General features: G+C 36.9%; 23 protein-coding genes. 7 read left to right on the top strand and 16 right to left on the bottom strand.

Annotation, left to right across the window (positions count from 1 at the left end):
* Positions 1-2: 2 nt before the first annotated feature.
* The 3 genes from RM529_RS03005 (at position 3) to RM529_RS02995 (ending at position 2,985) form a co-directional block, all read left to right on the top strand.
* Positions 3-680 (top strand): 2OG-Fe(II) oxygenase family protein, encoded by a 678-nt coding sequence (locus tag RM529_RS03005; RefSeq protein WP_311483271.1) that lies wholly within the window; start codon positions 3-5, stop codon positions 678-680.
* Positions 680-1,693, top strand: coding sequence for a glycosyltransferase family 2 protein (locus RM529_RS03000; RefSeq protein ID WP_311483270.1), 1,014 nt, complete (start codon positions 680-682; stop codon positions 1,691-1,693). The genes RM529_RS03005 and RM529_RS03000 overlap by 1 nt, the downstream gene beginning before the upstream one ends.
* Before the next feature lie 353 nt (positions 1,694-2,046).
* Positions 2,047-2,985, top strand: coding sequence for a glycosyltransferase (locus RM529_RS02995; RefSeq protein ID WP_311483269.1), 939 nt, complete (start codon positions 2,047-2,049; stop codon positions 2,983-2,985).
* Between the two features lie 34 nt (positions 2,986-3,019).
* Here RM529_RS02995 and RM529_RS02990 read toward each other — a convergent pair whose 3' ends face one another.
* From RM529_RS02990 to RM529_RS02960, 7 genes are read right to left on the bottom strand one after another with little or no spacing between them, the layout of a single operon-like run.
* The gene (locus RM529_RS02990; protein ID WP_311483268.1) at positions 3,020-4,171 is read right to left on the bottom strand and encodes a glycosyltransferase family protein; all 1,152 of its coding nucleotides are present in this window, start codon (positions 4,169-4,171) and stop codon (positions 3,020-3,022) included.
* The gene (locus RM529_RS02985) at positions 4,168-5,271 is read right to left on the bottom strand and encodes a DegT/DnrJ/EryC1/StrS family aminotransferase (protein WP_311483267.1); all 1,104 of its coding nucleotides are present in this window, start codon (positions 5,269-5,271) and stop codon (positions 4,168-4,170) included. The genes RM529_RS02990 and RM529_RS02985 overlap by 4 nt, the downstream gene beginning before the upstream one ends.
* On the bottom strand, positions 5,268-6,125 hold the full coding sequence (locus RM529_RS02980; protein ID WP_311483266.1) for a formyltransferase family protein: 858 nt from the start codon (positions 6,123-6,125) through the stop codon (positions 5,268-5,270). The genes RM529_RS02985 and RM529_RS02980 overlap by 4 nt, the downstream gene beginning before the upstream one ends.
* Positions 6,122-7,165: a GNAT family N-acetyltransferase gene (locus tag RM529_RS02975; protein WP_311483265.1), complete on the bottom strand. Its 1,044-nt coding sequence runs from the start codon at positions 7,163-7,165 to the stop codon at positions 6,122-6,124. The genes RM529_RS02980 and RM529_RS02975 overlap by 4 nt, the downstream gene beginning before the upstream one ends.
* Positions 7,162-8,178, bottom strand: a complete 1,017-nt coding sequence (locus tag RM529_RS02970; protein WP_311483264.1) for a Gfo/Idh/MocA family protein — start codon at positions 8,176-8,178, stop codon at positions 7,162-7,164. The genes RM529_RS02975 and RM529_RS02970 overlap by 4 nt, the downstream gene beginning before the upstream one ends.
* Positions 8,175-9,494, bottom strand: a complete 1,320-nt coding sequence (locus RM529_RS02965) for an ABC transporter ATP-binding protein (protein ID WP_311483263.1) — start codon at positions 9,492-9,494, stop codon at positions 8,175-8,177. The genes RM529_RS02970 and RM529_RS02965 overlap by 4 nt, the downstream gene beginning before the upstream one ends.
* Positions 9,491-10,345: an ABC transporter permease gene (locus RM529_RS02960; RefSeq protein WP_311483262.1), complete on the bottom strand. Its 855-nt coding sequence runs from the start codon at positions 10,343-10,345 to the stop codon at positions 9,491-9,493. Before RM529_RS02960 ends, RM529_RS02965 begins: the two co-directional genes overlap by 4 nt.
* Positions 10,346-10,560: 215 nt before the next feature.
* Here RM529_RS02960 and RM529_RS02955 point away from each other — a divergent pair, with 215 nt between their 5' ends.
* The 4 genes from RM529_RS02955 to RM529_RS02940 all read left to right on the top strand — a co-directional run bounded on the left by RM529_RS02955 (position 10,561) and on the right by RM529_RS02940 (position 14,990).
* Complete coding sequence (locus tag RM529_RS02955) at positions 10,561-12,189, top strand: acyl-CoA carboxylase subunit beta (protein WP_311483261.1); 1,629 nt, start codon at positions 10,561-10,563, stop codon at positions 12,187-12,189.
* A gap of 11 nt (positions 12,190-12,200) precedes the next feature.
* Complete coding sequence (locus RM529_RS02950) at positions 12,201-13,841, top strand: M1 family metallopeptidase (RefSeq protein ID WP_311483260.1); 1,641 nt, start codon at positions 12,201-12,203, stop codon at positions 13,839-13,841.
* A 102-nt stretch (positions 13,842-13,943) separates the two neighbouring features.
* Positions 13,944-14,234 (top strand): hypothetical protein, encoded by a 291-nt coding sequence (locus RM529_RS02945; RefSeq protein ID WP_311483259.1) that lies wholly within the window; start codon positions 13,944-13,946, stop codon positions 14,232-14,234.
* A gap of 15 nt (positions 14,235-14,249) precedes the next feature.
* Positions 14,250-14,990, top strand: a complete 741-nt coding sequence (locus RM529_RS02940; protein ID WP_311483258.1) for an ATPase — start codon at positions 14,250-14,252, stop codon at positions 14,988-14,990.
* An 80-nt stretch (positions 14,991-15,070) separates the two neighbouring features.
* On the opposite strand, the gene RM529_RS02935 is transcribed toward RM529_RS02940, so the two are convergent.
* The 9 genes from RM529_RS02935 to holA all read right to left on the bottom strand — a co-directional run bounded on the left by RM529_RS02935 (position 15,071) and on the right by holA (position 22,472).
* Positions 15,071-15,541: an RES family NAD+ phosphorylase gene (locus RM529_RS02935; RefSeq protein ID WP_311483257.1), complete on the bottom strand. Its 471-nt coding sequence runs from the start codon at positions 15,539-15,541 to the stop codon at positions 15,071-15,073.
* Positions 15,541-16,002: an Xre family toxin-antitoxin system antitoxin gene (locus RM529_RS02930; protein WP_311483256.1), complete on the bottom strand. Its 462-nt coding sequence runs from the start codon at positions 16,000-16,002 to the stop codon at positions 15,541-15,543. Before RM529_RS02930 ends, RM529_RS02935 begins: the two co-directional genes overlap by 1 nt.
* A 142-nt stretch (positions 16,003-16,144) precedes the next feature.
* Positions 16,145-17,239 (bottom strand): AMP-binding protein, encoded by a 1,095-nt coding sequence (locus RM529_RS02925; protein ID WP_311483255.1) that lies wholly within the window; start codon positions 17,237-17,239, stop codon positions 16,145-16,147.
* Between the two features lie 62 nt (positions 17,240-17,301).
* A complete protein-coding gene (locus RM529_RS02920; protein WP_311483254.1) occupies positions 17,302-18,246 on the bottom strand; it encodes a CPBP family intramembrane glutamic endopeptidase in 945 nt (314 codons plus the stop codon).
* A gap of 8 nt (positions 18,247-18,254) precedes the next feature.
* Complete coding sequence (locus RM529_RS02915) at positions 18,255-19,289, bottom strand: o-succinylbenzoate synthase (RefSeq protein ID WP_311483253.1); 1,035 nt, start codon at positions 19,287-19,289, stop codon at positions 18,255-18,257.
* Between the two features lie 154 nt (positions 19,290-19,443).
* On the bottom strand, positions 19,444-19,521 hold the full coding sequence (locus tag RM529_RS02910; protein ID WP_311483279.1) for a four helix bundle protein: 78 nt from the start codon (positions 19,519-19,521) through the stop codon (positions 19,444-19,446).
* A 268-nt stretch (positions 19,522-19,789) separates the two neighbouring features.
* Positions 19,790-20,470 carry a metal-dependent hydrolase gene (locus tag RM529_RS02900; protein WP_311483251.1) on the bottom strand — a complete coding sequence of 227 codons (681 nt, stop codon included), beginning with the start codon at positions 20,468-20,470 and terminating at the stop codon, positions 19,790-19,792.
* 91 nt (positions 20,471-20,561) lie between these two features.
* Positions 20,562-21,464 carry a 1,4-dihydroxy-2-naphthoate octaprenyltransferase gene (gene menA / locus RM529_RS02895; RefSeq protein ID WP_311483250.1) on the bottom strand — a complete coding sequence of 301 codons (903 nt, stop codon included), beginning with the start codon at positions 21,462-21,464 and terminating at the stop codon, positions 20,562-20,564.
* Between the two features lie 3 nt (positions 21,465-21,467).
* Positions 21,468-22,472 carry a DNA polymerase III subunit delta gene (holA, locus tag RM529_RS02890; RefSeq protein ID WP_311483249.1) on the bottom strand — a complete coding sequence of 335 codons (1,005 nt, stop codon included), beginning with the start codon at positions 22,470-22,472 and terminating at the stop codon, positions 21,468-21,470.
* Between the last annotated feature and the right edge of the window lie 68 nt (positions 22,473-22,540).

Here is a 22,540-nt window from a genome sequence, read left to right as displayed (position 1 = left end):
GAATGGAATCAAAAATTTTTAAATACGACGTATACACATATAACTTTCCGAAGATAATAAGAGATTATTTAGAAGTTGAAGAACTTTCTGAAGTAAAAGCGGAAGCAAGAGAGCCGTCTTCAGAAAATAAAAATTCCCTCTATAAAAATATGGAGCAGACTATCCTGCACAAACGCCTTTATGAAAAATTAAATTCTGAAGAAGGTGAAAAATTTAACCAAACCTTCCACCAATTTATAAAAGATGTAGTTCGCCCACAATATGATGAAGGAATCTATTACCAGTCGAAACCATCTCACCGCATTCTCTATAGCAATGCCGAAGGAGTTTCGCGGTTTCATCGTGATAGGGATTACGGTCATAATCAGGCAGAAATAAACTATTTTCTACCACTAACAAAAACCTATGATACCAATTCCCTCTGGATAGAATCTCAGGAAGGTAAAGAAGATTATAAAGCCATGGAATTGGAACCTGGACAATTTTTGAGATTTAATGGAGTCAACCTTAAGCATGGTGCCAAAAACAACCTCACCGGAAAGTCCAGAGTATCATTTGATTTTAGAATTATCCCTGAATCGAGAATGCCGGAAGAAATTAAAGATACTTCTAATTGGAAGCCGGAAGATAAAACAAACCCTCTATTTAATAATGCGCATAATTTTGCATTCTGTAGCTAATGCATAAAGATCTTGAAGAAATACTCGTTAGCGTATCCATAATAACTTATAATCAAAAAAATTTTATAAGAGAGGCTATCGATTCTGTATTGATGCAGGAAGTCAACTTTAAGTATGAAATAATTATTGGTGATGATTGCTCCTCAGATGGCACACAGGAAATTCTCAAATTGTATGAGGCAAGATATCCAGCTATAATCCATCTAATTCTTCACCCCAGAAGATATGGAGACATCCCGGGAAGAACAAACAATATCACCAACATATATGCCTGCAGGGGGAAATATATTGCTTTGCTGGATGGGGATGATTTCTGGATAACCAAAGATAAGCTTCAAAGACAAGTAGATTTTTTAGAAGCGAATCCAAATTGTTCAATCTTTGGTCACCAGGCTAAAATAGTTGAAGCAGACGGTAAAATGACTTCAATAGTTAAAACTCATAATGAAGATATTTTTGCAGATGCCAGCCTAAAAATAGAAGATATTATTCAAACTCCCTACGCTTTTATTGCTACTTCTACTTACATGTTTAGAAATAACATTATAAATGAATTTCCAGAATGGTTTTGGAAAATTATTAGTGCAGATTATGCTTTAATGCTTTTGCTAACGCAAAAAGGCTACCTGAAATTTTCAAAAGATCTTTTTACCGGCTATAGAAATCATGGCGACAGTTTCATGATAAACCACTTTTTTACTGCTGAAAATTTAGAAATTAAGGTAAATGAACTCAGGTTATACCGAAAGGAATTTACTCCATATTTTCCCAATAAAAAAATTCTGAAGAATTTGAAAATGTCAAGGGAAATACAACGTAGAATTACGGAAGTTAAATATTTTCATCTGACCAAATTATTCTACCAAAAGAAATATTATTTTTTTCTGAAAAATACTTCAGCCTATTTTCTTACTGATTTCTCACTTATATTTTTTCCGAAATTAATTTATAGTTCACTTCTAAAACCAAGATTAGATAACAAGTACGCTTTGTTCAGATCATTGCTGAAGTGAAGTAGTTAAAAATTCTTTTTATAAATATTTCCTTCAATATTTCGTCCCATTAACAAATTTCGACCAGCTAAATCTTAAATTAAACAAAACTCCGGTATTTGAAAAGAACCTTTGAGGAATTAAAAGACAATATCACTTAGGAAAACCCGGCTACACGGTACTATATTACGACCATTGAATGGCTAATTTTAAAAACTTTCTTTAGTTTCTTCCATTGTCCTCTTTAATCTATAATATATCTTGGAATAAGTAGCAGTGCCTTTTACAAAGAAATACTTGAGAAGTCAAAAGGAGTTGATACATTTGGGGTAAGAAAAGAAAGCCATCCACTATTAATATAATAATTAAAGAATATGGAGCCTGATGAAGTCCTGCTTAGTGTATCCATCATAACCTACAATCAAAAGGCATATATCAAGAAAGCCATAGATTCTGTATTGATGCAGGAAGTGAATTTTAAGTATGAGATCATTATTGGTGATGACTGCTCCTCTGACGGGACACAGGAAATACTTAAAGAATATCAAGAAAAATATCCGGATATTATTGAACTTATTCTGCACCCCAAAAGATATAATGATATACCCGGCCGCACCAACAATATTACCAATATTTATGCATGCCGCGGGAAATATATTGCACTGTTGGATGGGGACGATTATTGGATAAGCAAGAACAAACTGCAGACACAGGTTGATTTTTTGGAGAAAAATCAGGATTACACGCTCAGCTTTCATAATGCCTTCATTCATTTTGATGATAATGAAGCCGAACCATTTTATCACAATGAAGAATTTAGTTTCTTAAAGGAAAAGGAAACCCTGACTCATGAAGATATAGCCCATGAATGGTTTATACAAACTTCTTCAATGATGTTCCGAAATCATCTGATCAAAGAATTCCCTGAATGGTTTTGGGAGGTTTATAGTGCCGATTATGCCATACAACTTCTAATATCACAGCATGGGAAAGCAAAATATTTCGATGAACTCCTTAGCGGCCGGAGAATGAGCAATAATAGTTTTAGTGCTACCAACAACACGACTATAGACCAACTAAATAAAAGGTTACAGGAATGGAAAGTATATAAGAGAGAATTTAAAGCAGTGAAAAGCAGCGAAACTTTTAACAGGCGCCTGAGTATCAGGTACTACATAAAAGCCATGACCCTGTTGAAGTTGCAAAAACCCAGCTTTATCGGCAACTTGCTGTACTCTATCTATCTCGATAAAAGAATCGCCATGATTTTAATGAAGAACGTGAAGAAAAAAATCTTAAACCAGGCAGGCTAAAAATGAGAAAAAAAAATAATATCACTCCTCCTGATTACCCAAATTTTTTCTGCAGTTCGGTAATCAAATCTGAAGAAAATTCTCTCACAATCCGGGTATAATCAAAATTTTCAAAAATAAAATCCTGTGCGTTTTTGGCAATTTTCTCCCTCTCCACCGAATTTTGGAGGTAGTAACTCACTTTCTCCTTAAAGTCTTCCTTATTTTTATAAGTAACAAATAAATCCATAGGGAAATGATCTTTTAAATTAGGGGCGTCTCTGGTCAACATAAAACCTCCCGATCCCATAACTTCAAAAATTCTTTGATTAAATCCTATTCCATTAGCAGTATCCACATAATCGTTAACCACTATAGCACTGTTCCTGTAAATTTGGAACATTTCTAAACCTGAAGTAAAACCATGGAAAGTTTTTTGTAATGCAGGAAAATCCTTGAGAGCTCTTCCGTCTCCTCCATATTTCCACCAATAGCCCCACCATTTAAAATTTTCAAGTTCTTTTGCAACTTCATTTAAAAATAAAGTTCTATTTAAAAAATTCTCTGTACCCAAGCCTCCTATAAAAACTATATCGCTATTGTTGTCTCCTGCTTTTAGCTCACCAGCCACCCTGCTATCAAAACCCTGATCGTTCAGAATAGTTTTAACCCCGTGTAGCTCGAAGAAGGTCCTGAAATCTGGCTGATCTGTATAAATTAGATCCCAGTCATTAGGATGCCAGGCATGAGGTAAACGTGCAGAAAGTCTGGCAACAAGCAGTGTGTGTTTTCTATATCGCTGCCAAAAAGCGCTGGGAATTGGTTGAGAACGGGCAAAAATTACATCTGGTTTAAATTTTTGAATATATTTATCTACGACATAATTCCTCCATTTTCTAGGATTTAATTTCAGACGCTTGTTGTAGCCATACCTAAACCTACGCAGCGCATGGCTTTTTCCAAAAAGTTCTTCTGCTATTTTAAAAAGATAAGTATCATCAAGTAAAAAAAATTCTTCTGCCTCCCAATCCTCCATTTTGTTAAGATGATAGGTATAAAAATCAGAATAATTACTCCTTAACTTAATGAGCCTATTTCGGTATTCTTCAGCAGAAATAGAGTCTAAATCCTTCCATTTTTTCTTTTTCTGCTCTAAATATTCAGATGGATGTACAATATCGAACTTGATTAATTTCTTTTTCTTCAAAATGGAAAATCTTTAATATTTTGGGATACATGGTGAATAGCTTCTTCTGAAATTTCAGGATAAAAAGGTAGCGACAGTATCTGCTTTTGAATTTTGGAAGCTATGGGGAAATCTGTTTCTCTAAATCCATATTCCTTATAGCATAACTGAAAAGGAAGGGCTTTTGGATAATGAATTAGTGTAGTGATTTGCCTTGCTTCTAAAAACTCTTTTAATTCATCCCTTTTTTCAGTTTTTATTACAAACAGATGGTAGGCATGCTTAGTTAAAGGCTGCTCTTTGGGAAGGCTTATATTTTTTAATTGCCCCAGTTCCTTACAATAGTGTCTGGCCACTTGCTCCCGCATTTTACCCCACTTATCCAAATGTTTTAATTTTACTGAAAGAATAGCTGCCTGAATACCGTCCATCCTGCTGTTCCTGCCATGCAAAATATGCTCATGCCTCTCTTCCTGACCATGATTGGCAATTGCTGAAATTTTATTTTTCAGATCGATATTTTTTACCACTATGGCACCGGCATCTCCAAAAGCACCAAGATTTTTAGTAGGAAAAAAACTGAAGGTGGCGGCATCTCCAAACGTCCCTACTTTTTTTCCATCTATTTCGGCACCATGTGCCTGTGCACAGTCTTCAATAACTTTTAATTTATGTTTTTGAGCTATTTCTAAGATTGTCTGCATATCTGCCGGATGTCCATATAAATGAACAGGAATAATAGCTTTGGTTTTATTGCTGATTTTCTCTTCAATTTTGGATATATCTATACAAAAAGTTTCTGCATCAATATCAACAAAAACAGGCGTTGCTCCAGCTGTCGCCACTACTTCTGAAGTAGAAATCCAAGACATTGCAGGTACCAGGACCTCATCACCTGCACCAATATTAAAACCTCGAAGACATATCTCCAGCGCATCGGTACCATTTGCACAACTAATAACATGCTCTGCTCCCAAATAATCGGCAAATTCTTTTTCAAAATCAGCTACAGGCTTACTTTTAATAAAAGCAGAGGATGCTATAACCCCAAACATTGCGGCATCTATTTCATCTTTTATTGATAAATACTGCTGCTTTAAGTCTAAAAAATCTACGTTCATATATAATCCTGATCAATTTTAAAATTGGGAATATGCCCTAAAAGTTTTAAACGAATCCCTGCTCTTCCTCCACAGCTAACTTCAACAAAACCATCCTGAAAATCAACAATTCTACCTTCAGAATAATTACTGTTGAAGTTTATTTTTTCAGCTTCCTTCACCGGAATTTCCTGATTATTGATAGTAATAAAAGCGGGATTCTTTTCTGAACATAAGGCCCAGACTTTCCTGAAAATCAAATCCCGGTTTCCCCATTCCGTAAGCTCGCTATCAGCAGGAATTCTTCGTTTAATTAAAGTGGCTTCTTCATCTAAATTTTCATGCGGCGTAATTTCACCTTTTTTATATCTCAACATAAAATCCTGAAAATCATCCTCGAGTAGCTGTAGTAGCTCTTCTCTGGCAGCAGATACCGATAAATTATCTGTTCCCCTTATTTTTTTCTGCCAATAAATTGGGCCTTCATCAAAACCAAAAGTCATTTCATGTATCGTAATCCCAATTTGTTGCTCTCCATTTATTAATGCCCAATGCAGTGGATGCCTGCCTCTATATCTTGGCAAGGCAGAAAGATGAACATTAAAAACTTTATAAATATTCAGTAGCTTTACAAATTTGAAATTACAAAAACAATTTATCACAATTTCCGGCTGATATTGTTCAAGAATTTTAAAAAGCAAGTCTTCTCCAAATTGGGTATAAAAATTGTTTACATTGATGTATTGTAAATATTGATTTTCAAGATCTCGAGAAATTGCTTTTTGAAGGCCCACGCAAACGGGAAGGTCTTTTTTTTGGAGTGATCTTAAAATTCGTAAAGGACCATCATTGTTCCCAACCAAAGCTAATTTCATACAAAAAACGGATATAAAAATTCACTTAATTCGCTAACTTTTTTAAGAGGTGGTTTTTCAGAAACAATTAAACTGGTAAATTTTTCCAATACTTTTTTATCCTCTTTTTCTATCTCATCTGGTTGTAAAGCATCAAATTCATATACATTTATAGGAAATAAATGCCCCCCCATTTCTTCTTTAAACCTCCTCAAACCTTCATAATTTTTCCCGCTGCCGCTCATTCCCAAATCTATAAATTCTACCTGTTCTTCCTCCGCCAATTCAACAAGCTTATAAAAAAGAAGATTATTAGGCCTTTTCTTTAGATGATCTTTTGCCGATGCGCCAAATTTGTAGTACCATTTATTTTTATGCTCCAGAATAAATATAGATGCTATAGTTTTATTTTTATAAACAGCTTTAAGAAGAAAACCTTTTTCCTCTAACAAAAAAAGTTCCCATATATTTTTGAAAAAACAAAAGGGCTGCGGAATTATCCCAAACTTCTCTAATCTCAGATTTGCGTATAAATCATAAAACTCTTCAATATCTTCTTTTGCGCAGGTTTTTTGTACGCTTACTTCTTCTTTTAATGCCTTCCGTACTCCTCTGTGAAAAGATGAAGACTGATTATTTTTTATTTGATTAGGCTTAAGGTCCTTAATTAATATTCGATGATAAAATGCTGATCTTGTAGGCTTTTTTTCTTCCGAAGCAGATAAATTAAAAGAGTAAAACCTACTTTTAAAAACTATATTAAAAGCAGGAAATTTCTTCTGAAGTGCCTCTATAATCTCAAAAGCAGATGAATTAGATAAATTATCTTCGCCTGAATAGTCTGAAAAAGGCAAACTGATTAACTTCTTTTCAAAAGGATTATCCACAAGTCCAAACAAAAGAAATTCTTCTGAACCCTCATCTTGCGCCATAATAATTTGAAGACTATAGGTTCTGTTTAAAACTTCTATCCAGTTCTTTGAATGAAACAAAAGATCGGCATTTTTAGCCCAGAAGGACGATGGAAAATCAGGATAGTCATAAAAAATTTTAGTGCTCATTGCAATTTGGTATGCCTGTAGATTTTTTCAATAGCTTCAATGCTTTTTAATCCTTCTTCCCCCTCGACAACACCTTTCCGATCCTGAATAATTTCGAGCACCAATTCATGCACAAGTTTATCATGATTAGAACTGGAGCCTTGATAGGTGCCGTAAGAATTGGGCTTATCTTCAAATTCTACATCTATAGGAAGTGGATAAGAATTTACATCCCAATATTCAATTTCATTTAGATATTGCCCTCCAATTTTTATAGTCCCCTTTTCTCCTAAAATGGTAATGCTTCCTTCGTAATTAGAATTATAAACACAATTGGTCCACATAATAGATCCTAAAGAGCCATTTTTAAATTTTAAGGCCGAAACCCCACAATCTTCTATCTCAATTTCGTGATTTAAGGTGTCCACCAATGTTTTAGCTTCTTCTATTTCACCAAACCACCAAACCAGCAAATCCAGAAAATGACTGACCTGTGTAAATAAAGCTCCACCTTCAGAAGATTTTCTTCCTCTCCATGAGGACTGTTCATAATACTCCTGATTCCTGTTCCAAAGCACATTACATTGTACCATAAAAACCTTTCCCAGTTTTTTATTCTTTAATGCTTCATTCGCAAGATGGATTGGCTTGTTATATCGGTTCTGTTTTACCACATACAATCTCACCCCATTTTCTTCTGCAGATTTTATCATCTCCCGGCCTTCACTACTATTTAAAGACATTGGTTTTTCAACCAGGATATGTTTTTTGTACTTAGCCGCGAGTATACTCATTTCAGCATGTAACCCATGTGGCGTACATATACATACGATATCTACATTAGATTCCTGCAACATCTTTTCATAATCATCAAAAAAATGTGCTTCAATTCCTGAGTTTTTGATTGCTTCCAGTTTCCCTGTATCATTATCACAAATGGCAGTAAGTTCAGCATTTTCTTCCCCAAGAATAACTTTTAAATGCCTTTTGCCAATATGACCGCATCCTACTACTGCGAATCGTATGTTGTTCATGCCTTTGTTTTTGTTCCTATTATTTCTTTATCATGATTTTTTACTAGTCCAAAATCTACATAAAACCTGTCCAATCCCACCGGCTGCGGATCACCGGAATTAAAATAGTCATTCCCATATACTTTTATTTTAAAGGCGCTTCTCACATAGTCCTGAACCAACGTGTCCCCCCTGCCCTCTGCTATATAAAGATCACACAAATAAAGACCTTCTGAAAGTGGCATTCGTGGTACTTCAAAAGTTAAAATTGTTTCTCCTTCCAGGCTTACCCTTTTACCAAACAAGGAAGATGACAGCGTAAACAACCTATTATCTAGTGCATCCCTGAAGCAAACTGCCGCATACACCTTTTTTGGAGAAATGCTCTCTGCTTTTATTTTAGCATGTACAAAAAAACGGGAACCTGTACGTATTTCCTCCACCGGCTGGTGAGCTTCATTTTCTATTCGTACGCTGGTAAACCGAAAATCTCCCATACCTTGCCTGTCTTTTCTTTGTGAAATATCAGGTTCGGTTGATGATATATTTACCTGCCCATAAGCCTGTACGGCTTCATCTGCCGTGCCGTCAAAAAAGTGGCTTCCTTCCTTTAGTACTAATCCCCTGGAGCATAACCGTGAAACCGCCCCCATATTATGGCTGACAAACAAAACGGTTCTACCGCTGTTATGGCTCACTTCCTGCATCTTACCAATAGCCCGTTTTTGAAAAGCAGCATCTCCTACCGCCAATACTTCATCTACAATTAAAATTTCCGGCTCCAGGTGTGCTGCCACTGCAAAGGCCAACCTCACCTTCATTCCAGAAGAATATCTCTTTACCGGCGTATCTATATATCGCTCTACCCCCGAGAAGGAAATAATTTCATCCAGCTTAGATCGAATTTCACTTTTGGTCATCCCCAAAATGGCTCCGTTTAAAAAAATGTTTTCTTTACCTGTAAGTTCGTGGTGAAAGCCGGTACCTACTTCCAGCAAACTGGCAATTCTTCCTCTGGCTTTAAAAACACCTGTAGTAGGGGCAGTTACCTGTGACAAAATTTTTAGCAATGTGGACTTTCCGGCACCATTACTTCCAATAATTCCCAGCACTTCCCCCTGCTCCACTTCAAAGTTGATATCCTTTAATGCCCATACATAATTACCGCTGGCTTTTGTGGAGTGTGCATTTACTTCCGTTAATTTTAAATAAGGATCTTGCTTGCCCCTCATTTTATACCACCACCTGTTAAGATCGTGCGATAAAGTTCCCGTTCCCACCACACCAAGTCGGTACTGCTTGCTTAAATCTTCTACTTTTATAGAAATATAACTCATACGGTATCCATAAAGGTTTTTTCAGTTTTATTGAAGACGATCAAGCCCGCAAGGAAAATTACAACAGTAAAAATTAAACTGTAGAGTAAATGGGAAAAACTTATCTCTCCTGTTCCCAAAAATATATTTCTAAACGATTCTATTAATGAACTCATGGGATTAGCAAGTATAAAAGGCCTGTACTCCTCGGGCGCTTCCGAAAGCGGATAAATTACCGGAGTGGCATACATAAGTAACTGAATGCCGAATGATATAAGAAAACTCAGATCTCTATATTTTGTGGTAAGCGAAGATATAATCATTCCACAGCCAAGACTAAGCAGTGCTACTAATACTATTAAAAAAGGTAAAATAATGATATCCAGTCCAATCGCCGGTAAATCAATCTTAAAAGTATAAAAAATTAAAACCCCTATGAATAGAAGAAATTGAATTCCGAATTTCACTAAATTTGAAAGTACTGTGGACAAAGGAACAATCACCCTTGGAAAATATACTTTTCCGAAGATATTTTCATTTGCTTTAAATGCATCTGCAGTGTTCTTAATACAATCTGCAAAATAATTCCAAACCACAATCCCGCTTAAATAAAAAAGAACATGTGGCAAACCGTCTGTTGATATGTTGGCAATATTCCCAAAAATCACCGTAAATACAAGAGTTGTAAGTACAGGCTGAATAATGAACCATAAAGGGCCCAGGATGGTTTGTTTATAGACAGTAACTATATCGCGCTTTAAAAAAAGAAAAACTAAATCTTTATACCGCCATATTTCCCTTAAATTAAGGTTTAACCAATTGGACTTTGGAGTGACAACGAGAGACCAAGGAATATCCTGATTTTTATCCATACTTGTGTTAGTGTTACCTCCAAATCTACAAAAACTATGTAAGCTATTGGAGTGATATTTGCGTGTACACTTTAAATTAGCTGTTCAATAATTTACTAAAACCTATTTTGTATTTTAGCGAAAACTCGATTAATGAATGGTAATTTATTTGAATCCTTAATATTTCTCTAACCGTAATTCCTGATTGATCTAAAAACTGCTTTTAAAAAAAATATATGAATATCAACTTCAATAAAAATGAAGATCATAACCGGCTTCTGGTTTCCACTCTAAATCACAGGCTAAAAGAGGTGAAACTAGGTGGCGGCGAAAAAAGAATTGCAAAGCACCACGATAAAGGCAAAATGACCGCCAGGGAAAGGATTGATTTCCTCTTGGACGAAAAGTCAAAATCTGTAGAAATTGGAGCTTTTGCAGGTGACGGCATGTACAAAGAACACGGCGGCTGTCCCAGTGGCGGAGTAATTGTAAAGATAGGCTATGTATCAGGCAAGCAGTGTGTTGTAGTTGCCAATGATGCCACAGTAAAAGCAGGAGCCTGGTTCCCCATAACCGGAAAAAAGAACCTGCGTGCGCAGGAAATAGCTATTGAAAACCGGCTACCCATTATTTATCTTGTGGACAGCGCCGGCGTATTTTTACCAATGCAGGATGAAATCTTTCCTGACAAAGAACACTTCGGAAGGATTTTTAGGAACAATGCGGTGATGAGCAGTATGGGAATTATCCAGATTGCCGCTGTTATGGGAAGTTGTGTTGCAGGCGGGGCTTATCTCCCTATTATGAGCGATGAATCTATTATTGTTGAAAAAACCGGAAGTATTTTTCTTGCCGGAAGTTACCTCGTGAAAGCAGCGATTGGTGAGAGTGTAGACAATGAAACTCTTGGTGGCGCCACTACTCACAGCGAGATAAGCGGCGTTACAGATTATAAGGTGAAAAACGATTCTGAAGCACTTGATAAGATCAGAAATATCATGGATAAGATTGGCAATTTTGACAAAGCCGGTTTTAGCCGAAAAGCATCTGTTAAGCCTAAAGAAGATGAAAATGAAATCTTTGGGATCCTGCCTAAAAAACGCAGCGATCAGTACGACATGACCGAAATTATTAAACGTCTTGTAGACAATTCGGAATTTGAAGAATATAAAGAAGGCTACGGACAAACAATTATCACTGGCTATGCAAGAATTGATGGTTGGGCGGTTGGAATTGTTGCCAATCAGCGTAAAATCGTAAAAACCAAAAAAGGTGAAATGCAGTTTGGCGGAGTGATTTATTCGGACTCTGCAGATAAAGCCACCCGCTTTATCGCGAATTGTAATCAGAAGAAAATTCCGTTGGTCTTTCTTCAGGATGTTACCGGATTTATGGTAGGCAGCAAGAGCGAGCATGGCGGGATTATTAAGGATGGCGCAAAAATGGTTAATGCGGTAAGCAATTCTGTAGTTCCAAAGTTTACCGTAATAATTGGCAATTCTTATGGTGCAGGGAATTATGCAATGTGCGGTAAAGCATATGATCCCAAACTAATTGTCGCCTGGCCCAGTGCAGAACTTGCTGTTATGGGAGGAACACAGGCCGCAAAAGTACTGGCACAAATAGAGACCGCTGCTATGGCCAAAAAAGGCGAAAAGGTGGATGAGAAGAAAGAAAAAGAAGTCTTTGAAAAACTGAAATCAAAGTATGACGAGCAGACTTCTGCCTACTACGCTGCGGCAAGATTGTGGACAGACGCGGTTATAAATCCCCTGGATACCCGCAAGTGGATTGCTATGGGCATAGAAGCTGCGAACCATGCTCCTATAGAAAAAGATTTTAATATGGGCGTTATTCAGACTTAAATTTAAAATACATGAAAAACCTGTTTTTCTTAATTTTCGCTTTCTTTTTTATAGTACCTGTCAGCAGTTGCCAGGTACTCAGCAATAAAGAAGGAAAATATACTGAAGCTGACAGCCTTCGTGGATCGTTAAGGAAAGAACGTGCTTATGACGTGCTTAAATATCATCTCCAGGTAAGGGTTGTTCCTGAAGATAAATTTATTTCAGGGTCCAATACTATTACCTTCAGGACTAAAGAAAAGCTGCCGGTAATGCAGGTAGATCTTTTTGAAAATATGAAGGTTGATTCTATTATTCGGAAAGGAAAAAAGCTCCAATACAAAAGGAAACATAATGCCGTTTTTGTCGAATTTTCCAATCCTCTCAGGAAAGGCAAAAAAGATTCTATTCAGTTTTATTACTCCGGAAATCCCGTTGTGGCAGAAAGAGCTCCGTGGGATGGCGGATTTGTCTGGAGCGAAGATGAAAAAGGGAATCCGTGGATAGCCGTTGCAGTGCAAGGTACGGGCGCAAGCTTATGGTACCCGAACAAAGACCATCAGAGCGACGAACCTAATGAAGTACTTAGTGAGATTGAAGTCCCAACGGGTTTGACCAACGTTTCCAACGGCAGACTTTTAGGGAGCGAAAAACTGGCAGACGGCTACACCAGGTGGAAATGGAAAGTTTCTAATCCAATAAACAACTACAACGTGGTGGTGAACATCGGAAAATATGCTCATTTTAATGATAACTTTAAAGACCTGGACCTGGATTACTATGTTCTTGAATATAACCTGAAAAAAGCTAAAGAACAGTTTGAACAAGTGAAACCAATGATGGAGTGCTTTTATGAAAAAATGGGACCTTATCCTTTTCCGGAAGACGGTTTTAAACTTGTGGAAACTCCCTACCTTGGGATGGAACATCAAAGCGCAGTGGCCTACGGAAATCATTATATGAACGGCTACCTCGGAAATGATTTATCCGGAACCGGCCACGGGTTGTCCTGGGATTATATCATCATTCACGAGTCGGGGCACGAGTGGTACGGAAATAGTATTACTTCCAAAGATATTGCCGACATGTGGGTTCATGAAGGTTTTACCAGCTATACGGAAGCAATTTTTGTAGAATGTGAGCAGGGAAAAGAAAATGCTCTTGAATACCTGAAAGGTCTCCGAAGAAATATTAGTAATGAAAATCCAATAATTGGAGACTACGGAGTGAATGCTGAAGGATCGGGTGACATGTATGCAAAAGGAGCTAATCTTCTAAACACCATCCGAAGTATATATAAAAATGACGAGTTATGGTGGCAAACCCTTCGGGACTATACTGAAACTTTTAAACATCAAACGGTAACTACACAACAGGTAGAAGATTTCTTCAACGAACCAATAGCGACCAATCTTCAGCCGGTTTTTGATCAGTATCTTAGAGAAACTGCAATTCCCGAACTTCAGCTAAAGCAGGAAGGAGCGACTATTTCTTTCCGATGGGAAGCAGATGTTCAAAATTTTACCATGCCTGTAGACGTACTAATCGATGGCGAAGAAGAACGACTAATCCCTACCGAAAATTGGCAAAAACTGGCAGGCGTTAAGAATATAGATGCTATTGAAGTGAAGACAGAGGAGTTTTATGTGGATGTAAAGAAGTTTGGAGACTGAATACTTTTAAGTTTACAAATTTATGACCCATCTTAAAAAATATGAAATTTTGTAAGTTGGAACATTAATTGTACTTTTAGTAGTGATTGCAATTCAAAAACAATGAATAAAAATATATTAGAAAATATTAATGACAAGTACTTATCCAAAAAGGATAAATCTAAAAAACCGGTGGTTAAATTTCGAACTGTAGAGGACAGAGATTTTTCTTTACTAGGAAAGATTGCTGCTGAAGGCACCAAAAAAGGATTTGAGAGAGCAAAAAAGGTTGCTCATGAAATTGTTATTGTTCAGAACGGAAAACTAATTCGAAAAAAACCAGGCAAACCGAATCAAATTATTTCTAAAATAGAAGAAAGGCAAGTTGAAATTGGAAAAACAATTTCCCTTTAGAAAAACTACTGCTCAATGCCTTCAAATAAAAGGTTAAGGATGTTTGCCGGACCAAATGGTTCTGGAAAAAGCACTGTTTTTAATTGGATTAAAAAAAATTATGATTTTGATTTAGGCATTTATCTAAACGCGGATGAAATAGAAAAAGAACTTAAAAGAAAGAATTTTATTAATCTTTCTGATTATAATCTTGAATCCGAAATTGGAGAAAAATTTAATGAATTTATTTCTTCACATTCTCTTTTTCATAAAGCAAATAATGATGGTTATAAGATTGACCTAACTTTTAAAGATGGCTTAATACTAAATCCTACTTACCATACTCATTCCTACGAGGCATCGATTTTAACGGATTTCCTAAGGCAAGAACTCATTAAATCCGGACAAAAGTTATCTTTTGAAACGGTTATGTCTCATCCTTCTAAAATAGAAACCTTGAAATTTGCACAAGAAAATAATTTCAAAAATTATTTATATTTCATATCCACTGAAAGTTTTGAAATTAATAAATCCAGAGTAAAAGAGAGAGTTCTAATTGGAGGGCATCCTGTTCCTGATCGCAAAATAGAAGAAAGATACTATAGAAGCTTAAAGTTGTTACAAGATGCCATAAAATCTACCTACAGAACATTTATATTCGATAATAGCGAAAATCAATCAAGATTAATTCTTGACATTTATAAATCAAATAAAGTAACCTATAGAAGTGATAGGGTTCCTAAATGGGTGGATAAATACTGTTTGAGAATAGAATAAACTGCACGTCGCATTAACTAAAAGAATTTCAATTGGCATCTAAAAAAAATTACTTCTTATTTTAAAAAAGATAAACCAACTTAATCACGTTTTCCCACCTTAAGCCTTTCATCAACAGGTAAATTTAGAAACTCAGTAACTTCAACTTTCCCAAAGTCTTTATACAGCGGATTCAGAATAATATTAGATTCTATTCCAACAATAGTGGAGGGTACCCGTAAAGCAAAGAAATTTCGGTCTTTGGCCAAATTTGTAAAGATTTCTGTTGTTTGAGCAGAATATGGGTAATTATTCCATTCTTCCGGAAGCTCTTGTAATTCTTCGACAACAAGATCATTTGGAAATTGAATTTTTGCTACCGATATTTCTCTAGGTAGATAGGCAATATTTGCAGAGTGAACATAATATTCCAGTAAGGCCAGTGAAATGTTTTCTGAACAATAAACTGCCCGTGTTCCAACTTCGTTCCACCTCCCTCCAACCTTTTCAGCTCCTAATCCCGATAGCGTTGCATCTTTGTACTTAACATTAGCAATTCTATAGACAATCATTAGCTATACACATTGTACTGAATCCTGACAATCTCGTTCTCCACCATTTCAAATCCAAAACTACTGTCCAGAAGTTCAAACGGAATTTTTCCCCCAAGAGTTTTGGACGGAGTCATTAACCATTGTTTGAAATCCTCTTTGGAATCAAAAACTTCATAGCCCAATCCAAATAATCTCGCCAGTTCATAGATCCTTTCTGAAGTTTCTTTTCCATAAACGCTCCTCTTCTGCATACTACTAATAGATGCGGGCAGAATATGTTCAAATTCTTTTTCGGTAGAACCGGTATCATGTATTAATTGCTTCCAATCTGCCTTTCTCACGCCTTTCCGGATACGGTCAATTAATTCCATCTTATAACCAGGAGCATCTTTCACGTTTAAAATAACCCACGATGGTGAAAATTTAGCAAGATTAGCTTGCTGTCTTCCTTTCTTGGAATTTTCTAAGGTTGCTTCCATATTTAAGATTGTAATATTACTCTTGCATAGTTGTAAATATACAACTATATTTTCTGATAAGCCAGAGATGTATTACCGAAAAAACGGATGCCCGAAAATTGCCATTTTCGACCATTAGCTTTATTCGTGTTAAATAAGAGGACTAACGGACTTTACTTTTAATTGTATTTTCCCGGTGGATTTTTCCAGAAGAAGTTTCTTCAAATTTTTCGATGAGGTATATTTTCTTCGGAACCTCATATTTATCCAAAGTCGGCAGTTTTTCGATCTTTTTCTTCAACCGAAGCAGTAATTCTTCAGAAAAATCACTTTCTACAAATAAAACAAGCTTATCTCCAAGTGAATCATCGGGAATTGAGGTAATAAAAAACCGCTGATCGATCACCGGACTCATTTTCTGCTCTACTTCTTCAGGAAAAATTTTAATTCCGCCGCTATTTATCACATTATCAATCCTTCCCTTCCAATTAAATTTTTTGTAGGTCAAAATATCCACAATATCGTTAGTAATAATAACCTCATCTGAAAGTTTTGGTGCTTTTATCACGAGACAGCCTCTGCTATCTTTGGAAATGTTGATATTGGGAAGTACTTTAAAAGGACGATCCTGCTTCTTTTTGTTAGAATTGAGACGTTTGGCTGCGATATGCGTCACGGTTTCTGTCATTCCGTAGGTTTCATAAACTTTGGTATCTACATCTTTTACCATTTTTTGAATGCGATAGGAAACCGCACCACCGCCCACGATAAGCTTTTTTATAAGATGAAGCCGCCCCACAGAATTATCAAGTTGAAAAGGCGTCATCGCGCAAAAATCATATCGCTTAAAAACCTGGTCCAACGGATTGGAAGACGGTGGAATTAAATCCAGGTGCCAGCCTAAAATCATTGCCCGAACCAACATCATGCGTCCTGCAATATACGTGGCCGGCAAACAAAGTAAAGCGGTTGTTCCTGCCGGCAATTCAAAGAATTTGGAAGTAGCCAGAGCAGAATTTACCATGTGCTCTTTTTTCAGCTTAATTTCCTTTGGATTGCCTGTAGATCCTGATGTTTTACTGATAGTATAAGAAGATGGTTTTAACCAGTCCAGTAGAAAACTCCCGATTTTTTCCTCGTAAGCCTCTCCTTCCTTTATAAAACTATACGCAACCTGGCGCAGTTCAGCATTGGTAAAATACTGTTTGTTAAGTCTGAAGTCCGGATGCGTTTCAGGTACTTTATACTTGTCTGTCATAGCTTAAAATCAAAATTATCTTAATTCTGATTATGGAAAGTTAACAAAATACTATGAAAAGCTTAAGGTTCTTCAGAAAGTTTTAAGGTTTCCGGCTTTTCTACTTTTCCGAAAAGTTTATTCTTCCAATTGGTCCAGCCATACTTTTTGGCAAATATCCCAAGAACCACAGGATAAACTACTAGCAATTCAATAAAGACTTCCCAACCTAATAATTCCGGTGTAGAAATATCTTTAAATACCGAATGGGTCTGGAAAGCTGTATTTTCTGATGTTAATAAAAGGGCTATAAAAAGGTTGTTAGCGGCATGAAAGCCTAAAGCCAGTTCCATCCCTTCATCCATTAATGTGATGATCCCCAGGAGCAAACCTATGCCTATATAGCTGGCCATTATAAAATAGCCGTAGGTAGCAACTTCGGGATTAGCGATATGAAGCCCTCCAAAAATAAGGGAAGTTACTAAAAGAGGTACCCATTTATTCTTTACAAGTGTCCCTATGCCCTGCATAAGATATCCGCGGAAAAGGTATTCTTCAAAACTGGTTTGTATCGGAATAAAAATAACGGCGATTACCAGTAGAATCAAAAACGGAACAAGGTTAAAATTCCACTGAAAATTTTCCGGTTCCAGAAGATATCCTATTAAAATTCCGCCAACTATTAAAATTGCGGTAATCAGGAAAGAAAATATAACCCGCTTCCAGTCTACTCTCTTGCGGGAGGTGGTTAGTGCAAGAATAGGTTGTTGGTGAAGATATTTTACAGCAAAGAACAAAGCTGCCAATCCCACCCCATAAGACAATAGCAGGAGAAACAGGGAAAAATTGGACTCGAGGGAAGTCATCAATTCAGTTTGAGGCATGGCAAACATATTAAACCCCTCTTCCATAAAAACAGCAAAAGTCCAGGGAATCTGCCCTAAAGTTAATCCTATTGCCACAATAATAATTCCGATTATATATCTCCAGAAACCGTAGTGATACTTAAAAGCCTGAGCTATATACATACCTTATTTTATAAATTAAAATTCCAGTCTTTTGCCGGATTATAATGAATTTTACCGTTGTGCACCTCCAACGGGCTATCAAAATTATTAGTATACAAACCGCCCGTTCCCAAGCCCTGCGGGATATACGGCTTTTTAATGTGCGTCCACTGCGAAATTGCGTTCAGCCCTACATTACTTTCCAAAGCACTGGTAATCCACCACCCAACCTTTTCTTTTTCGGCCAGATCCATCCATTGCTGTGTACCTCTGTAGCCACCAATCAAACTCGGTTTAAAAATAATATACTGCGGCCTTATTGTTTGTAGTAGTTCCTCCTTTTTTGTTACATCAAAAACACCAATAAGTTCTTCATCCAGCGCAATTGGGAGCGGAGTCCTGCTGCACAAATTCGCCATTTCTTCAATCTGGCCCTGTTTTACAGGTTGTTCTATACTATGAAGTTCGAATTCACTAAGCTTTTTCAGTTTCTCCAAAGCTTCGGAAGGCGCAAAAGCTCCGTTCGCATCCACTCTCAATTCTATTTCTTCTGAAGAAAATTCTTGCCGGATGTATTTTAAAAGTTGAAGTTCTGAAGAAAAATCTATCGCACCAATCTTCAGTTTAATACAATTAAACCCTGAAGCAATTTTTTCTTCAATCTGGGACCTCATATACGCTTTCTCTCCCATCCAGATAAGACCATTAATGGGAATAGCATCATTTCCTTGTGTAAATTCCGAAGGAAATAATTCGAAAGGATTAGCAGCTTCCAAAGAGCGGAACGCCATTTCCACCCCAAACTGAATGCTTGGAAATTCAATTAACGCTTCCCAAAGTCTCTCCTTACCTAAAGCTACATTCTCACAAGTCCATTTCAGTTTTTCTTCATAATCTGCCCTGTCATCGACGCTTAAACTTCTAAGAATTCCGCACTCACCAATACCTTTCCGGTTGTTGTCATTGATGATAATAAACCAGGTTTCCTTTGTAGTAAGAACGCCCCGTGAAGTTCCACTGGGGCGCTTAAAGTTTAGAATGTACTTTTTGTATTCTGCAGTCATTTAGTGTCCTGGATGGTTGGATTGTTGGATTGTTGGATTGTTGGATTGTTGGATTAAGAAATTACGAATAAAATTCTGATTCAAATGCGACTTTAATAGTAGCACGGAATTTCGATATCATTTTTATTATTGAATCTAATTCCGTTTGTAGAGTTTAAAGATGCTTAGCTTCTATAAAGCCAAGATCATTTGAAATCAGGAGTTGTGTTTCTATCTCATAACAAGAACCTATTGCTATTTCCAGAAACCTACTAAATTCCTTTGACGATTCCCTTGAGGCTCCTTAGGCAATATTAGAGGGAACAGATACACTTGCTCTTCTTAATTGATTAATATAAGGCCAAGCTTTTCTAATTCTGGAAAATCTGCTGTTATTTTATAAAGGTCTTTACAAAAGATGCGACTCTTCTTCCAAATCTCCAACTCTTTAAATCGATGCATCTTTTTGATTTATTATTTCTATATCTAAAATTCCAGCATTCCAAAATTCTAAATAAAAATTATAGTTCTATACTTTCTCCAATCTCCAACAGCATCAGGTCCTTTCCTTTTTCATAGAATTTCTTCTTTGCTTCTTCATGGTCTATCTCTATGTAGCCAAATGTATCATAATGACAGCCTAAAATTTTATCACATTCTACAAAATCACTGGCCACAATCGCGTCGTTTACACCCATGGTAAAATTATCCCCAACCGGAAGAACGGCAAGATCAAGTTTTGTGGTCATAGGAATTAATTTCATATCCATCGTGAGTGCAGTATCCCCGGCAATATAGATGTTCTTATGCTCGCCTTCTATTACAAAACCTCCGGGCTGGCCGCCGTATTTACCATCAGGAAAAGAACTGGTATGGATAGCGTTAACGTATTTAACTTTACCAAAATCAAAATCCCAGCTACCGCCGTGATTCATGGGATGCACCTCAAGACCCTTTTCTTCGTAATGATTTGCTATTTCAAAATTAGCTACGATTACCGCGCCGGTATTCTTTGCTATTTCTTCGGCATCCAGGGTATGGTCCTGATGCGCGTGGGTTAGCAAAATATAATCTGCCTTTAGGTCTTTTATATTAATTTTATCTCTGGAAAGATCATTTCCGGTAATAAAAGGATCTACCAAAACATCTATCTCTCCTATTTTAAGTCCTAAACAATTTTGCCCGTAGAAAGTGATTTTCATAATTAAATAATTTTCAGGTTAAAACCTAAAAATAAGGATTTGAAGAAGGACCTTAAGAAATGTTAGCTATATAATTTTGTTAAACCTGCTTTTACCAGATTTGCCCTATTCCAAAAAGCACGGCAGTTGCAAAAGTTGACAGCGCAAGTTTCTTTAATTCCGGATCCAGGAGAACAGGATTTTCATTCTGCTTAAGCCGCTTTAAATGAAACACAAGCGGAAGAAATGCCAGCACATATAAGAAATCATCAACTCCCTCAAAATTTCTAATCGTGTAAAGTATCATTAAAACAAAGGCGGAGATTATCAGAAAATAATGATATTTTTTGGCCGCCTTTCCTCCTATTTTCACCACCAACGTATTTTTACCGGCTTTCTCATCAGAAATTCTATCACGCATGTTGTTCAGGTTCAACACTCCCGCACTAAAGAAGCCGAATGCTGAAGCTGGCAAAAGCACATCCCATTCCATTTGATGGATATAAAGAAAATAAGATCCGTAGACCGCCACTATTCCGAAGAAAATAAAAACGAAAAGATCGCCCAGGCCACGATAACCGTAAGCAGATTTACCAACGGTATATTTTATGGCTGCCACTATTGCGCCAATACCCAGGAAGAAAAAAAGCAGTGCTGTAAAAACTTTTTCAGTCCCGAATGCGGCGTAAATAAGCAGGACGGCCAAAATTAAAGTAATAACCGCAGTTATTATTATTCCGGCAAGCATTTCCCTCTGGCCAATTATCCCGCTTTGCAGCGCCCGCATTGGTCCAACCCTGTCTTCATTATCTGTACCTTTTACCCCGTCTCCATAATCATTTGCGAAATTGGAAAGCACTTGCAGACCTAAAGTAGTGGCAAGGGCAAGGCTAAAAATAACAATATTAAAAAATCCCTTTTCTACAGCAATTGCAGTACCTACAAGAATTCCGGAAAGAGACAATGGTAGAGTTCTCAATCTCGCAGCTCCAATCCAGGTCTTAACTTTTTTCATGAATTAGTGCATTATTTTTACCAGTAATTCCTTCAGCAAATCTCCGTGTGAGGTATTTACGGTCCCCACTCCTTTGCTCTTAACATCGGTCTCATGCAGCAGGCTAATCACGCCGCTTACTTTTTTCATGGGATAATTCCTGGCACCCGTAGAGTAATCACTCACGAAATACGGATTAATTTTTAATTGCCGCGCCACGTTTCCTTTGGACTTATCTGAAAGGCCGTGATATTGCAGTAATTGTGAAAAGTAGGAGAATAACAGCGAAATGGTCACCACCAGAGGATTATCCTTTGGGTTCTGGGCGAAGTAATTTATAATACGATGGGCTTTTAAAGTGTCCTTCATGCCCACCGCTTTTCTTAGCTCAAAATTATTAAAATCTTTACTTATCCCTATATTTTCTTCTATTAATTCGGGAGTAATTTGTGTTCCTTCGGGAACTATTAACTGAAGCTTTTGCAGCTCATTTTCAATTTTCCCCAGGTCATTTCCCAAAAATTCCACCAGCATTTGCGCTCCTTTGGGAGAAATGCTGTAGTTCCTGGTTTTAAGCGTGATTTGGATCCACTCTGCAACCTTATTCTCATAGAGACGTTTGCTTTCAAAAATTACGCCCGACTTTGCAACGGCTTTATACAGCTTTTTCCGCTTATCAATTTTCTTGTATTTGTAGCACATCACAAGCGTGGTGGTAGGCTGCGGGCTTTCTGCATATGCTGTAAACTGTTCTATAGTCCTGGAAAGATCCTGCGCCTCCTTCACAATTACCACCTGCCGCTCTGCCATCATAGGATAGCGTTTTGCATTGCTCACAATCTCATCTACCGTGGTATCGCGCCCGTACATCACGATCTGGTTAAAACCTCTTTCCTCCTCCTGCAACACATTATCAGCAATAAAATCGGCAATTTTATCTATATAATACGGCTCTTCCCCCATTAGAAAATACACAGGTTTTATATTTCCGCTTTTTATGCTGTTAACAATTTGCCTTGCTTCTTCCATTCGTAAATTTGGAGTCTTTTCAACCTGCCTATTCTTTTCAGAATTTCGTGGAAGGGTTCTTTATTCTT

The sequence above is a fragment of the Autumnicola edwardsiae genome (assembly GCF_031846505.1).
In the GTDB taxonomy this organism is placed as follows: domain Bacteria; phylum Bacteroidota; class Bacteroidia; order Flavobacteriales; family Flavobacteriaceae; genus Autumnicola; species Autumnicola edwardsiae.
The sequence above is the reverse complement of the archived record's forward strand: the minus strand, read 5'-3'. Positions and strand labels throughout refer to the sequence as shown.

Excerpts from the sequence above, each read along its gene's own strand:
- RM529_RS02900 (WP_311483251.1), bottom strand. The coding sequence starts at position 20,470 with ATGAAAATCACTTTCTACGGGCAAAATTGTTTAGGACTTAAAATAGGA.
- RM529_RS03000 (WP_311483270.1), top strand. The coding sequence starts at position 680 with ATGCATAAAGATCTTGAAGAAATACTCGTTAGCGTATCCATAATAACT.
- RM529_RS02915 (WP_311483253.1), bottom strand. The coding sequence starts at position 19,289 with ATGACTGCAGAATACAAAAAGTACATTCTAAACTTTAAGCGCCCCAGT.
- RM529_RS02940 (WP_311483258.1), top strand. The coding sequence starts at position 14,250 with ATGCCTTCAAATAAAAGGTTAAGGATGTTTGCCGGACCAAATGGTTCT.
- RM529_RS02970 (WP_311483264.1), bottom strand. The coding sequence starts at position 8,178 with ATGAACAACATACGATTCGCAGTAGTAGGATGCGGTCATATTGGCAAA.
- menA (WP_311483250.1), bottom strand. The coding sequence starts at position 21,464 with ATGAAAAAAGTTAAGACCTGGATTGGAGCTGCGAGATTGAGAACTCTA.
- RM529_RS02935 (WP_311483257.1), bottom strand. The coding sequence starts at position 15,541 with ATGATTGTCTATAGAATTGCTAATGTTAAGTACAAAGATGCAACGCTA.
- RM529_RS02960 (WP_311483262.1), bottom strand. The coding sequence starts at position 10,345 with ATGGATAAAAATCAGGATATTCCTTGGTCTCTCGTTGTCACTCCAAAG.
- RM529_RS02995 (WP_311483269.1), top strand. The coding sequence starts at position 2,047 with ATGGAGCCTGATGAAGTCCTGCTTAGTGTATCCATCATAACCTACAAT.
- RM529_RS02965 (WP_311483263.1), bottom strand. The coding sequence starts at position 9,494 with ATGAGTTATATTTCTATAAAAGTAGAAGATTTAAGCAAGCAGTACCGA.
- RM529_RS02955 (WP_311483261.1), top strand. The coding sequence starts at position 10,561 with ATGAATATCAACTTCAATAAAAATGAAGATCATAACCGGCTTCTGGTT.
- RM529_RS02950 (WP_311483260.1), top strand. The coding sequence starts at position 12,201 with ATGAAAAACCTGTTTTTCTTAATTTTCGCTTTCTTTTTTATAGTACCT.
- RM529_RS02945 (WP_311483259.1), top strand. The coding sequence starts at position 13,944 with ATGAATAAAAATATATTAGAAAATATTAATGACAAGTACTTATCCAAA.
- holA (WP_311483249.1), bottom strand. The coding sequence starts at position 22,472 with ATGGAAGAAGCAAGGCAAATTGTTAACAGCATAAAAAGCGGAAATATA.
- RM529_RS02980 (WP_311483266.1), bottom strand. The coding sequence starts at position 6,125 with ATGAAATTAGCTTTGGTTGGGAACAATGATGGTCCTTTACGAATTTTA.
- RM529_RS02975 (WP_311483265.1), bottom strand. The coding sequence starts at position 7,165 with ATGAGCACTAAAATTTTTTATGACTATCCTGATTTTCCATCGTCCTTC.
- RM529_RS02920 (WP_311483254.1), bottom strand. The coding sequence starts at position 18,246 with ATGTATATAGCTCAGGCTTTTAAGTATCACTACGGTTTCTGGAGATAT.
- RM529_RS02925 (WP_311483255.1), bottom strand. The coding sequence starts at position 17,239 with ATGACAGACAAGTATAAAGTACCTGAAACGCATCCGGACTTCAGACTT.
- RM529_RS02930 (WP_311483256.1), bottom strand. The coding sequence starts at position 16,002 with ATGGAAGCAACCTTAGAAAATTCCAAGAAAGGAAGACAGCAAGCTAAT.
- RM529_RS03005 (WP_311483271.1), top strand. The coding sequence starts at position 3 with ATGGAATCAAAAATTTTTAAATACGACGTATACACATATAACTTTCCG.
- RM529_RS02985 (WP_311483267.1), bottom strand. The coding sequence starts at position 5,271 with ATGAACGTAGATTTTTTAGACTTAAAGCAGCAGTATTTATCAATAAAA.